At 40.9% G+C, this 14,250-nt stretch carries 12 protein-coding genes and 1 riboswitch; all 12 genes read right to left on the minus strand.

Annotated features, from left to right (window positions below):
• Positions 1-18: 18 nt before the first annotated feature.
• Positions 19-570 carry a hypothetical protein gene (locus Q5O24_12105; GenBank protein ID WKY47097.1) on the minus strand — a complete coding sequence of 184 codons (552 nt, stop codon included), beginning with the start codon at positions 568-570 and terminating at the stop codon, positions 19-21.
• Positions 571-763: 193 nt separating this feature from the next.
• On the minus strand, positions 764-1,306 hold the full coding sequence (locus Q5O24_12110) for a hypothetical protein (protein ID WKY47098.1): 543 nt from the start codon (positions 1,304-1,306) through the stop codon (positions 764-766).
• A 103-nt stretch (positions 1,307-1,409) separates the two neighbouring features.
• Positions 1,410-1,526: riboswitch (molybdenum cofactor riboswitch) on the minus strand.
• Positions 1,527-1,710: 184 nt separating this feature from the next.
• Positions 1,711-5,139: a pyruvate carboxylase gene (locus tag Q5O24_12115; protein WKY47099.1), complete on the minus strand. Its 3,429-nt coding sequence runs from the start codon at positions 5,137-5,139 to the stop codon at positions 1,711-1,713.
• Between the two features lie 187 nt (positions 5,140-5,326).
• A complete protein-coding gene (locus Q5O24_12120) occupies positions 5,327-5,500 on the minus strand; it encodes a hypothetical protein (protein ID WKY47100.1) in 174 nt (57 codons plus the stop codon).
• A 13-nt stretch (positions 5,501-5,513) separates the two neighbouring features.
• Positions 5,514-5,798: a chorismate mutase gene (locus Q5O24_12125; GenBank protein WKY47101.1), complete on the minus strand. Its 285-nt coding sequence runs from the start codon at positions 5,796-5,798 to the stop codon at positions 5,514-5,516.
• Between the two features lie 8 nt (positions 5,799-5,806).
• Complete coding sequence (aroC, locus tag Q5O24_12130) at positions 5,807-6,886, minus strand: chorismate synthase (GenBank protein ID WKY47102.1); 1,080 nt, start codon at positions 6,884-6,886, stop codon at positions 5,807-5,809.
• Entirely contained in the window at positions 6,864-8,165 is a 1,302-nt protein-coding gene (aroA, locus tag Q5O24_12135; GenBank protein ID WKY47103.1) for a 3-phosphoshikimate 1-carboxyvinyltransferase, read from the minus strand. Before aroA ends, aroC begins: the two co-directional genes overlap by 23 nt.
• A gap of 15 nt (positions 8,166-8,180) precedes the next feature.
• Complete coding sequence (aroB, locus tag Q5O24_12140) at positions 8,181-9,248, minus strand: 3-dehydroquinate synthase (protein WKY47104.1); 1,068 nt, start codon at positions 9,246-9,248, stop codon at positions 8,181-8,183.
• A gap of 137 nt (positions 9,249-9,385) precedes the next feature.
• On the minus strand, positions 9,386-10,315 hold the full coding sequence (locus tag Q5O24_12145; protein WKY47105.1) for an ABC transporter permease: 930 nt from the start codon (positions 10,313-10,315) through the stop codon (positions 9,386-9,388).
• Positions 10,315-11,379: an ABC transporter permease gene (locus Q5O24_12150; GenBank protein WKY47106.1), complete on the minus strand. Its 1,065-nt coding sequence runs from the start codon at positions 11,377-11,379 to the stop codon at positions 10,315-10,317. The genes Q5O24_12145 and Q5O24_12150 overlap by 1 nt, the downstream gene beginning before the upstream one ends.
• Entirely contained in the window at positions 11,379-12,902 is a 1,524-nt protein-coding gene (locus Q5O24_12155) for an ABC transporter ATP-binding protein (GenBank protein ID WKY47107.1), read from the minus strand. Before Q5O24_12155 ends, Q5O24_12150 begins: the two co-directional genes overlap by 1 nt.
• A gap of 63 nt (positions 12,903-12,965) precedes the next feature.
• Complete coding sequence (locus Q5O24_12160; GenBank protein ID WKY47108.1) at positions 12,966-14,063, minus strand: BMP family ABC transporter substrate-binding protein; 1,098 nt, start codon at positions 14,061-14,063, stop codon at positions 12,966-12,968.
• Positions 14,064-14,250: the final 187 nt, after the last annotated feature.

Here is a 14,250-nt window from a genome sequence, read left to right on the forward strand (position 1 = left end):
CCCCTCATTTGAATGACTTTATTCAAAGCTAATCTCCATTAAGAATTTGCAATTTCTTAAACTAAAGGTTTCACCTGTGATAACAATTTCCATTGGGCCTGTTCCTCCCGAAGATTTGTCGGTATTCTCAATCCCATCACGCTCATAGATTAAATAAACCTTATCAGCCTCTATTTCTTCCGTAGTACCAGCCGAAACATATCCGTCAAGGGCTTTGTAGGTAACCGCCTGATAGGATTCGTAGTCAAAACCTGCCCTATCAAGAGCATCTTTTAACAAGACGCCGCCGAAAACAACATCTTCCTGGCCTGTACTGGTATTTAATCCTTCATCGATCAAAACCTTTGGCATTGCCTTTATATCTTCTAACTGCAACTGGGCCAAAGTAAGATCACCGACGGTTATAATTACAGTTTCTTGCCCTAAGGAGGCTAAGCGCTCTTCCGTCTGATTTTTGTTAATTCCAATCAGTACTGCCGATGAAATCGCCAAAACAAGAATCACAATCGGCAGAATCCATTTTTTCTTATTTTTGTCCATCACCGTTACCTTTTCTCCATCATGTCTCATTTTTATACAAAGACGTTTCACCTCATTTAAAAATAGGCTCTACCTGCTAAAATTCTGTTCTTCTTTTAGCTAAACAACTCGTTTAAACCACAGTTGCAGATAAAAGAGAACTTGAAAATTTTTATGCTCGATAAAGCCTTTTAAGACACGAAAAGAAAGGAGGCAAATTGCTTTGCATCCTTTCTAAATTAAATTATTTTACTACAGTCATTTTTGAAAGCCCCTGAACCCAAGAGCCTGCACCTTTGCTTCCAGTCACAACACTGATTAATGCTTCACCATCGAGCGAAACCGTCAATAATGAATCCTCAGCTTCAACTGTTGCTGGCTCATAATCTTTAGTATATCCGTCTGAAGCTTCCATTGTAATAGCAGTATAATCAGTAATCCCCAGAGTTGCAATGACATCTTTTAATAAATATCCCTCAAAGGTTCCGCCTGATTCTGTTCCATCTTTTTTGGTTAAGATAATAGTCTGCTCTACCAGTGAAAGATCTGCAAGGTCTGCCTGAGTAAACTCAGTCATGCCATCAACACCCTCCAGGGCAATTGTAAATTCAGCTGTACTTGCCTGACTCGAATCAGAGCTTTCCTCTGCTGCAGTTGTATCATCAGCTGTTGTTTCTGTTGTTGCAGTCGTGTCATCACTGGCCGTTTCTGCATCTTGTGAACTACATCCGGCAAAAGAAAATACTAATGCCATTACCATTACCAATACTAATAAATACCTTTTCATTCTTTCCTCCAAATTCTTTTTGAGACAAACAATTATCCCAACGGCAGAAAGAACGTCCAAAAAATAAAAAAGTTTAGACAAGCTAAACCCACAAATTATTCCTCAGATCTAAACGTTTACCTTTCCAATGTGGGAGATCCTGCTGTTTCCGGCAAAACCCTAACGTTTTACTTTTCATGCCTGTTAGGTTTAGAAAAGTAAAATTCAGTAATTATTCATTCCATATTCAATTAATATTTATTATATTAATTCATAACTATCATGTCAACTATAAAAATCCTGTTATAAACCCAAATTTTACTTAATTACGCATCTTAGAAGTTGCATAAAGAAAAGAGTCAGCTATAGCAGCTGACTCTTTGGAGAAAATAAGTCTTAACTCTAATCAGAATTTTGTTTAAATCCTAGTCCAGTTCTACAATCAATTCACCGGTCTGAACACTCTGACCTTCTGATACATAAATTCGTTTTACTACTCCGTCTCCGGCTGCAACCATCTCAGTTTCCATCTTCATGGCTTCTACGATTACCAGAGCCTGATTGGTTTTTACTTCATCACCTTCGTTCACCAGAACTTTTAAAACTGTTCCTGGGATAGCCGAACCAACCTGTTTATTATTCTTGGGATCCGCTTTTAACATAGTCGTTTTCTGTTTTGCTGTCAGACTGCGTTTATCCTCAACATAAATTTCCCGTCTGAAACCATCCACTTCAAACATTACTGGGCACATCCCCTCATCATTAGGCATCCCCACATTTACCAGTTTGATTAAGAAACGTCGACCTTCAGACATTTCAACCTCGGCTAATTCACCCTTTTTAAGACCAAAGAAGAAAGTATGACTATCCATTCGCATGAAATCGCCAAAATCCTGTAAGAATTCTACATAATCCTTCATTACTTTTGGATAAAGCGCTACACTTAGAACTTCTCTGTCATCCAATTCATAATTATATTCATCCAGATACTGTTTTTTAATTGCATCAAAATCTTCATCTGGCAGGAGGGTTCCCGGTCTTACAGTAATTGGTTCAACGCCTTTTAAAACAATATTCTGAAGTTCCTTATCAAAGCCACCTTCCGGCTGACCGATCATTCCTTTAAAATAATCAACTACTGAGTCAGGATAGGCCAGATCTTTACCTTTAGTTTTGATATTTTCCGCTGTCAGTTCATTCTGCACCATAAAGATAGATAAATCTCCCACAGTTTTAGAAGAAGGTGTAACTTTAACAATATCGCCCAGCATCAGATTAGCTTCCAGATATTTATCCTTAACTTCTCTGAACTTATGACCCAGGCCAAAGCTTTCAACCTGTGCCCTTAGGTTAGAATACTGTCCACCTGGAATCTCATACTTGTAGATTTCTGTGGAACCAGATTTTAGTTCCGATTCAAACTGACCGTATACCTGACGAGTTGTTCCCCAGTAATCTGATAAAATCTGAAGACTGTCTTCATCGAGCATTGAATCTCGATCGGTATTCTTCAGGGCCGCCACAATCGAGTTAAGTGCCGGTTGTGAAGTTAAACCACTGACACCATTCAAGGCTGCATCAGCAATATCAGCTCCAGCCAGACTTCCAAACAGAACCGTTGCCACACCATTCCCGGTTGTATCGTGAGTATGGAGATGAATTGGCATTTTAGTTTCCTGTTTTAAGGCTTCCACCAGTTTTTTTGCAGCAATAGGTTTTAATAGCCCAGACATATCTTTAATGGCCAGGATATGTGCTCCGGTTTTTTCAATTTCTTTAGCCATTCGCACATAATAGTCCAGATTGTATTTTGTTTTTGAACTATCTAATATATCACCCGTATAGCAGATAGAAACTTCTGCTACTTTGTCGGTTTTTAGTACTTCTTCGATGGAAATTTTCATCCCTTCCATCCAGTTTAAAGAGTCAAAGATTCTAAATACATCGATTCCGCTTTTAGCTGCCTGTTGAACAAAGGCTCGAATCACGTTATCCGGGTAGTTCTTGTAACCAACTGCGTTCGCTCCCCGCAGTAGCATCTGGAATAAAACATTAGGAATCCGTTCTCTTAGCTCATCCAGTCGTCGCCATGGCGATTCTTTCAGGAATCGATAGGCAACGTCATAGGTTGCTCCCCCCCACATTTCAAGAGCATATAAATCAGGTACCAGCTCAGCAGTCTGTCGGGCAATTTTAATCATGTCACGGCTTCTGACTCGGGTGGCTGCAATCGACTGATGAGCATCACGCAGGGTTGTATCACATAAAAGTAGCTTATTCTGGCTTTTAATCCATTTTACCAGACCATCTGGTCCCTGTTCATCCAAAATCTGTTTTGTTCCAGATTGCGGTACTCCGCCTTTTAATTCTGGAATATAGGGTTCATCAAAGTCCGGTTTATTACCAAAGGTTTCGTTAACAATGATATTTCCCAAATAACGCAGAACATTGCTTTCTTCACTTACCTGGTCAGCAATATTAAATAGTTCCGGATGATCATCAATAAATTTAGTATCGCAATCGCCACCAATAAATTTAGGATGCTGCAAAACGTTAATTAAAAAGTCCTTATTAGTATGTACGCCTTCAATATCCATCTCTTTTAAGGCGCGTACCGCTTTTCGACGTGCATCTTCAAAATTTCTGGAAAAGGCAGTACTTTTAACCAATAAACTGTCATAGTATGGCGTAATTTCAGCCCCTGTAAAACCATTACCGCCATCCAATCGAATACCAAAACCGCTACCGGTCCGGTAAACATCAATGCGGCCAGTATCAGGCATAAAATGATTGTTAGGATCTTCTGTCGTAATTCGGCACTGAATAGCAGTTCCACGCGAAACAATAGCATCCTGAGAAGGGATTCCCACTTCTGGAGAATCCAGGGCTAAGCCTTGTGCGATAAGAATCTGGGACTGAACCAAATCAATTTCTGTCACCAGCTCGGTAACTGTATGCTCAACCTGAATTCGCGGGTTCATTTCAATAAAGTAATGGTCTCCGTTTTTATCAACCAAAAACTCAATCGTTCCGGCATTTCTATAATTTACAGACTTGGCTAGCTTCAGGGCATCCTGGCAAATAGCCTGGCGTTGCATATCATTAATGCTTAATGAAGGGGTAAACTCAACAATTTTCTGGTGCCGTCTCTGAATTGAGCAATCTCTTTCAAAGAGATGAACAACGTTACCATAGTTATCCCCGAGAATCTGAACCTCGATATGCTTGGGTTCTTCCAAATATTTTTCAACAAAAATTGTCCCATCACCAAAAGCTTTAGTTGCTTCACTTGTTGCTGAATGAAACTCTTTTAAGAGGTCTTTTTCTGAATGTACGATTCGCATACCACGTCCGCCACCGCCAGCTGCAGCTTTTAAAATTATCGGATAACCGGCCTTTTCTGCAAATTCTATGGCCTCTGAATCAGAGGTAATTGGTTTTTCAACCCCAGGAATTGTGGGAACATTAACACTTTTTGCCACAATTTTAGACTGAATCTTATCGCCCATTTTCTCCATCATCTCGTGGGTTGGACCGATAAAGACAATTCCTTCCTCTTCACATTTTTTGGCAAAAATAGGATTTTCTGCTAAAAATCCGTAACCAGGGTGAATTGCATCCACTTCCTTTTTCTTGGCCAGGGTAATAATCTTATCCATATCCAAATAAGCTTCTACCGGTCCGTTTGTTCCTGAAATCAGGTAGGATTCATCTGCCTTGGTTCGAAACAGGGATAACTGATCTTCCTGGGCGTAAATCGCCACAGTATGGATTCCCAGCTCCTGGCAGGCTCTAATAATTCTTATCGCTATCTCGCCGCGATTGGCAATTAATACTTTGTTAAATTTTTTCATTTACTCTTTCCACTTTCTATCATTCATATCATGCACTTCGTGAAGTCTTGCCATCTAGATATTTTTTCTATTATATAAAAAAGTCCGCAAATTTAAAAGTCTTTTTTGCAATTTTATGCTAAATTTTAGTTGTTTTGCAAACTGTGCACTTTTCGCTCAAATTCATCGCCATTTATATGAATATTGTTTATTTCTTCTCACTTTTGTGACGTTCTTCTTGAATTTTCTTTTCAAGTTCTTTAAAACCATATCGTCTTTCTGTCTCGTCTTCCAGCTTCTGATTGTCTGAAAAATAATTTTTACTGAGCTTTGACACGATCAGATAACCTGGAATTACAATGAACAGAACAATAATAAACATTGATAAATCCATGTCAATTTTCCGCCTCTTTTTGTGCTAACCAGCCTTTTTGAAAGACTTTACTGGACGCCATCATTTCCTTGAGGACTTTTTCGTAAGCTTGTCTATATTCCTGATTTTTTAGTTTTTCTGCATTAGCTTGCAGTACTTGCTCTTCCCGTTCAGGATCAAAGACATTTTCCTGATGTTTGTATTTATATTCAATGATTTCTCTTACACAGTCCATTCTTTTTTCAAAGAGAACGCGCATTTCATCATCAATTTCATCTACCTTTTTGCGAATTGATTCCAAACTCATTTTTCCTCCTAAATTAATAAATCTACCAGACATATAGATAAGGCCGCTTCTACAACCGGAAAGGCTCTTAAGACTACACATGGATCATGTCGTCCTTCAATTTTCATCATCGTATTTTCCATTGTCGCCAGGTTAATGGTTTTTTGTTCTTTTCCAATACTGGGTGTGGGTTTTAATGCCACCTGGAAAACGATTGGCATGCCATTACTGATCCCTCCGTTGATCCCACCATTATAATTGGTTTCAGTCTGCACCCGATTCTCTTTAATCGAAAATGCATCGTTAACTTGGGACCCCTGTTTGGTGGTTATATCAAAGCCCAGTCCAAAGCTAACACCTTTAACCGCTGGTATTGAAAAAAGAAGAGCAGCCAAACGGCTTTCTACCGATTCAAAAAAGGGATCGCCCAATCCCGGCAACATATTGACTGCGAATCCTTCAATAATTCCACCAACCGAATCTTCCTCTGCTTTAGCCTTTCGGATTTGTTCAAGCATCGGTTCTTCAGATGCTTGTGTAAAAACAGGAAAAAGAGGATTTTTGATTAAACTTTCAAACTCTTCATAATCAGAAATAGACGGCCTAATGGGGTCCTTTATTTCCTTAATAGAAATAATTCTACTGCCGATTTTTAAGCTTGGTGCCATCTCTTTTAAAACCTGTCTGGCAACCGCTCCGGCAAAAACCAGCGGTGCTGTAACACGAGCGGAAAAATGTCCTCCACCCCGATAATCCTGATAACCACCATAACGTATACTGGCCGTATAATCAGCGTGACCCGGACGCATCAAATCTTTCGTTTTCTCATAGTCCTTCGAGCGGGTATTTTCATTGAGTATCACTCCGGCAATCGGAGTTCCCGTTGTCCGACCATTAAATACTCCACTTAAGATTTTAATCTGATCGCCCTCTTTACGCGGTGTAGCCAGTTCTTTTCCTTTAGCAGCCCGTCGATTTAGTTCATACTGGATTGCTTCAAGATCAATGGGAATACCTGAAGGAACCCCGTCAATAACCGCGCCAATTCCTTCACCATGTGATTCACCGAATAAAGAAACCTTGAATTTATTCCCCCAGATCGAGCTCATGAATCTCACCTCCCAGGAATTTAAAGTCATCCCAGAAATGAGGATAGGATTTATTCACCGCATCCGCACCGGAAAGCGTAATAGCTGATTCTGACATCATTGAAGCGATTGCTACAGCCATAGCGATCCGATGGTCATTATGACTGGATACCGTGTTGCCGGTCAGGTTCTCAACATTCTCAATAATCAGGCCGTCTTCTGTTTCTTTTACCTTGCCACCTAATTTATTTAAAAAGTCGGCAGTTGCCATCAGACGATCAGATTCCTTGAACCGCAATCGCTCACCATTGATAATCCGCGTTTGACCTTTGCTGAAAGATGCCAAAACGGCCAAAATTGGAACCAGATCCGGGCACTGGGAGACATCAATTACGATTCCTTTTGTCTTGGCCGGTTCAACCAGCAGCCCTTCTTCAAGAATATCAATCTGACCGCCCATTTTTTTTATAATTTCAGCAATTACCTTGTCGCCCTGGGCTGAGTTAAGATTCAAATCCCGACAACGTATTTCATTGCCAATACTGCCGGCAACCATCCAAAAGGCGCCTTGGGAAAAGTCACCTTCAACCCGAAAATCTCTGGCCTGATACTTCTGATTGCCTTTAATTAAAAAATTGCGATAACGATCATTGATTATTTCTATCCCAAATTTTTGCAGTATTTCCAGGGTGATATCAATATAGGGTTTAGATTCAAGTGACGAGGTTAAATGAATTCGTGAATTGCCAGGTAATAGGGGCAAAGCAAACATCAGACCCGTAATAAATTGCGAACTGACACCGCCATCCAATGAATAAACACCGGGTTTAAGTTTTCCTTTAACGGAAAGGGGCAGTTCACTTCCTTCTTCGAGTCGTGACCATACAATCTCTTTTTCATCGAAAATTTTATAATAGGGTTCCATCGGCCGTTCTGTCAAACGACCTTTACCAGTGATGAATGCTTCTTCTTCCTGCAGCAAAACAATTGGAATAATAAAACGCAGGGTAGATCCCGATTCATTACACTCCAGTTCTTTATGCTTTAATAGTACATCAGGATTGCCATCAACTATTAATGTGAACCGATGGTCTTCCTCTTCCTTATAGGCAATTGAAGCCCCAAAGTTTTCCATGATTTTGCAGGTCGCAATCATATCCTGTGACATCAAGACATTTGTGATGGTACTTCGCCCTTTTGCCAGAGCGGCAGAAATAATCGCCCGATGACTAACACTTTTAGACGGTGGAATCTGTATCACACCGGTCAGCTTATGAGGCTCAATTTTTAATATTTTCATCTGTGCTCCTTTTCTTTAGCGAAATAACTCAATCGCCTGATCTTTTTGAATTTTAACAATCTGAGCCTTTCCAATTTTTTCCAGCGCACAAATGTGCAAAGCATTGTTTTCAAATTTTTTATCTGTAAACAGAATCTCCTGAACTTTTTCAAGCGGCATTTTAGGTAGCTTAGTTGGTAGCCCGTAATTTTCCAGAAGGGCAACAATTTGATCATAGGTCCCAGCCTGGGTGATCCCCTCAGCTTCAGTTTTCCTGGTAATCTCGGCCATGCCGATCGCAACCCCTTGTCCATGAGAATATTTTTTATACTTATAGAAAGTTTCGACCACATGTCCAATCGTATGCCCAAAATTTAAAATCCGTCTAAGGCCCTGTTCATGTTCGTCTGCTTCAACAACAGTTTTTTTGATGGCACAGCATTTTTCAATAATTTCTTCCATGTCATCAATCAAATCCTCGTGATAAGAATAACCCATCAATTTGACAAATAGACTCTGACTTTTAATACAACCATATTTTATGACTTCGCCCATTCCGTCCATCAGATAATGATCATCAAGCGTGTCTAAAAATAAAGGATCAATGATTACCGCTTCCGGCTGATGAAAAGCACCTACCAGATTTTTTCCGGCATCCAGATCAATCCCAACTTTTCCTCCCACACTGCTATCGACCTGAGCCAGGAGAGAAGTTGGCACCTGGATAAAATCAATTCCACGCAGATAAGTGGCCGCACAAAAACCGCCCAAATCACCAACTACACCGCCGCCTAAGGTTAGAATTGCATCTTTTCGGGTTACATTGCATTCAACCAGTTCTTCATAAATATCTGAAACCTGACTCAGACACTTACTTTCTTCTCCAGCCGGTATCACAATACTATAAACTTTCGGACCAGCAGCCCGCACCTGTCTTTCCATATCTGCCAGGTATTTTTTAGCCACATTTTTATCGGTAATAATTACCACCTTATTGTAAGGGGCAAACAGTGTTTTCATCGAAGCAATCCGGTCTTTTATCCCTTTTTCTATTAAAATGGGATAGTGATGAGAGCTGCTTGTTTCGCATAGTAATTCCTTCATTAAAAAGCTCCTTCATAATCTTAGGCTCTATTATATCATAAGCCCTTAGTCTCAAACAAGGACAAGTGTCCGCTCAATAAGGATAATTTTCTCGTTCAATTACATTACAATATGAATGAAAACCCGCAAGATGCGGGTTATCTGTCTTCCTTAAAATAGTTTCTTCCCAGCCAGGCTGGTTCTTTTGAGTTGCCACTTTTTTTCATCGAGGTAAATAACAGCACAAATACCGTCGCCAGATATGGCAGGGCATCAAAAAGATAAATGGAAACCGGCAGATTGTACTGTTGCAGCCAGTAACCAGCAATATCGAGGGCTCCGAAAAAATAAGCCCCAACCATTGCCCGAATAGGATTCCACGTCGCAAAGATAACCAATGCTACCGCTATCCAACCGCGTCCGCCAACTACGTTTACCGGCAGGATACTGATATAAACCAGGGATAGAAAGGCTCCGCCCAAACCACTCAAGGCACCGGAGAGAGCGATATTAAAATATTTATATCGATCTACCGAAATCCCACTGGCATCAGCTGCTGCCGGATTTTCACCAACCATTCGTGTGTGGAGTCCCCATTTAGTTTTATAGAGATAAATGAAAACCAGAACTACTAAAAGGTAGGAAAAATATACATAAATACTTTGATTAAAAAATACTTCGCCAAGCACCGGTATTTTCGATAGCCCAGGAAATGGAACTGGTGCAAAAAAATTAGTGATCGCTTCCGGTACTTTTTTCCCAATGTAGTTTTTCCCGAAAAAAGTGGCAAATCCTGTTCCAAAGATACTCAAGGTCAAACCGGTGACAATCTGATTAGCTTTAAAGGTCACTGTCAGGAGGGCGTATATAAGCGCCCCAGCCATCCCCGCCAAAGCTGCGCAGAGAATTGCCACATAAGGATTTCCTGAGACAAAACCGGCAATAAAACCAATCACTGCCCCCATTTGCATCATTCCTTCAACCCCAAGATTGGTATGCCCAACTTTTTCCGATATAATCTCACCAAGAGTTGCAAAAAGCAGGCAGGTTCCCGCTCTGACTGAAGCACTTAAGAAATATAGAAACATCAGGCCACCTCCTCTTTGTGCCGATCAGATACAATCTGATACTGGATAATAAATTCACTGGCCAGAATAAAAAATAGAATCGTTCCCTGGATCATCTCTGCCACCGACCCGGGTATCTGGAAAGCCGTTTGAATGTAAGAAGCTCCCTGTAAGAGGACTCCGAAGGCAAACGAATTAATTACAATAAAAGGAACTTTTAAACCTGAAAGCCAGGCAACAATAATCGCTGTAAATCCAAGTCCACCGGTAATTTCAGTGGTTAAGGTTCCACTGACGCCAGTAGATTGAATCATCCCCACTAATCCGCAAAGACCACCGCTTATTACCGCTGCTGTAAGAATTGTTTTCTTGACATTAATGCCGATATAACGGGCAGTGTTTTCACTCTCACCCAGGACTGTTATTTCAAATCCAATTTTTGAGCGATTCATAAAATAATACATGACCAAAACTATAACAACCGCAAAGACGACACTTAAATTAAAACCATGAGTTTCCGGCAGCAAGGCGTTTTCCGGGAAATTTGCGATCTTGGGCATCCCGTTAGCTGCAGGATCTTTCCAGAAATCGTACTGCAGGGCTGTCACTATCGTTAAGGCAATATAATTAAGCATCAGCGTAAAGAGCGTTTCATTAGTTCCAAAATTAGCTTTAAAAAAAGCTGGTATTAGAAGCCAAACAGCGCCGGCAGCAAAGGCTGCCAAAGCGGTTAAAAAAAGCATAAACGGCAGCGGCAGATCAGGCAAAAATCTGACAACAGCAGCCGCACCAACGGCTCCCATCAAAAATTGACCTTCCGCCCCAATGTTCCAGAACCGCATCTTAAAGGCAACCATTACCCCTAGAGAAAGAATCATAAGCGGTACCATTTTTTCAATTGTTGCAGCAAATCGGTAAAGACTTCCGAAACAGCCTTGAACAATTCCAATATAGAGTTCCAGCGGATTGGCCTTAGCAAACAGTACAAAAATTGAAGAAACTGCCAAGGCGGCTAACACAAAGCCAATCCTAATTAATAACTTCTGCCGCGGCTTAGGTTCGTCTCTCTTAATAATATGATACATTACTGTCCACCTTCTTCCGTAACCCCTGACATCAGTAAGCCAATCGCTTCTTTGGTTGTGACCTTTGGATCAACAATCCCTGTAACCCGACCTTCGCAAAGCACTAAAACCCGATCACACAGACTCATTAATACATCCAGGTCTTCACCAACATAAAGAATTGGTTTCATCTTCTTTTTCTGTTCATTCAAAAGGTCATATATAATCTGAGATGAACCAACATCCAAGCCTCTGGTGGCGTAGGCAGTAAGTAACAACTTGGGATTCAACTGAATTTCTCTTCCTAACAATACTTTTTGAATATTTCCCCCAGACAAAAGACTAACCGCATGATTTTCAATTGCCGGTGTTACGACATTGAGCTTTTCCACCAGTTTCTCAGCTTTTTCCCGGGACTGTGTTTTGGAAATACTTAATCCTTTGTTACTTCGATAATCTTTTAAAAGAACGTTATCAATGATATCCATGGACGAAACCAGGCCCATCCCCAATCGATCTTCCGGCACAAAACTCAAACTGACGCCCAAGTCGTGAATGGCTTCGGGATTTTTTCCCATAATACTTTCCCCATTAAACAGAATATCCCCTGATTTTAAGGGATAAAGACCAGCAATCCCTTCACAAAGCTCTTTTTGACCGCTACCGGCAATTCCTGCAACCCCAAGGATCTCTCCTTCATGGATATCAAAACTGACCTTATTGAGAACAGCAACCTTATTTCGGTCATAGGCAGTAATCTCTTTTACCTCAAGACTCTTTCTGCCGCGTTCAACCTTAACATAAGGTACATTAAGCTCCATCACATCACCGACCATCAGACCGGCCAGCTCCTGCGCATCTGTTTCTTCTTTATTGACAGTCTGTACTGTCCGGCCTTTTCGCATGATGGTAATCCGATCGCTGATGGCCATAACCTCTTCCAGTTTATGCGTGATTATGATCACTGAACACCCCTTTGCTACCATTTTTTTAATGATACCAAAAAGATTTTCAATCTCTTGCGGGGTTAATACTGCCGTAGGCTCATCGAGAATTAAAATATCCGCGCCACGATACAGTACTTTGAAAATTTCCAGGCTTTGTTTTTCGGCCACAGACATTTCCCTAACCTTCTTGGCCAAATCAATATCCATCCCAAAACTTTTATTCAATTCCCCCATTTCATCTGAAATCTTCTTCCGATTCATAAAAGGTGTAATCTTCTGGCTGCCAGCTGCAACATTTTCCAGGGCAGTAAACACATCCACCAGTTTATAATGTTGAGGCAGCATCCCAATCCCCATACTCAATGCACTTTTAGGGTTTGGTATTCTGACGCTTTGGTCCTTTATTTCAATGGTTCCGCTATCCGGCATATAGATACCTGACAAAACATTCATCAGTGAACTTTTGCCGGCACCATTTTCTCCCAGTATGGCATGGACCTCACCTTTCTTTAAAGAAAATTCCACATGATCCAGGGCTTTGACTTTCCCGAAAGATTTCGTGATATTTTTCATCGTTACCACATACTCGTTGTTCATCTTTTCTCCTACCTGACATAGAGCGGACAGAGTCCAGGGACTCTGTCCGAAAAAAGTCTTTTGTTACTCTAGTGTACCAACTACATTGTCAACAAACCAGTCCATGCTAAGCTGGGCTTCGTCTGTCATAGCTGATCCTTCTGGTACAATAACTGTTCCAGACTGATCTTTTAATTCACCAGCAAAAATAACCAGATCGCCTGAACGAATCGCCTGTTCTGCCGTTTCAACCTCAGCAATCGCTGCTCCTGATACCAGTGAAGTCATATCGTCCAGATAAACAATACCATCATTCATGCCACCCCAATAAGAGCCAGTTGTCCATGTACCGTCGATAACTGCCTGGACGCGATCGATATAATATCCGCTATAATCCCAAAGTGGTGCAGTCAGGTAAACTTCCGGCATGGTTTCAGCTGCGCTTAAGTCATAACCGATTGAATAAATGCCTGCTTCCTTAGCCGCTTCCATCGTCGCTGTTGAATCCTGATGCTGAGCGGTTACATCACAACCTTGCTGAATCAGCGCTTCTGCAGCTGCTTTTTCGGCTGTCGGATCGTACCAGGTATTAGTCCAGGATACTAAAACTTCTGCATCCGGATTAACTGACTTAACACCTAAAGCAAACGCATTAATTCCACGAATAACTTCAGGAATTGGCATCGCTGCTACATAGGCAATTTTATTGGTTCTGGTTGTCATTCCCGCAACAATCCCTGATAAATATCGAGGTTCTTCAATCTTACCAAAATAGGTTGCCATATTATCAGAAGTCATGTAACCAGAGCAGTGTTCGAATTTTACATCCGGGAATTCTTCAGCTGCTTCAGCCATCCCTTCCATAAATCCGTAGCTGGTTCCAAAAATAATAGTTGCTCCCTGATCGACCATGTCTCTGATTGTAGAAACAACTTCACTTTTTTCTTCGGCTACATTTTCCTTGATGATCGTTTCCACTTCACCGTTAAAATGTTCTACCATTTTAGCGCGACCTTCATCATGTACCTGAGACCAGCCACCATCATCCACTGGACCAACATAAATAAATCCGGCTACTACTTTTTCAGTTTCTTCTTCAGAGCTTCCACCTGAAGAACAGCCTGCCAGCGTACCGACAACCATAATCAGCACCAGCATAACAATCCCTAATTTCTTTTTCATTTCCATCCTCCTTAAAATTTGACAACCTTTTTCTTTCAGCTGTCTACCCTGTTTATTTTATCGAAAAAATGTTAAAAAATCAATCTTTTATACGTTAATCCGCCATATTACTTCGTGATTTCTCTTGCTTTTGCCCGGCTAATTCGATATGATAATTAATAACATCTATATGTATAGCCTTCGTTGC

Source organism: Eubacteriaceae bacterium ES3, from assembly GCA_030586155.1.
GTDB lineage: Bacteria > Bacillota > Clostridia > Eubacteriales > Eubacteriaceae > Acetobacterium.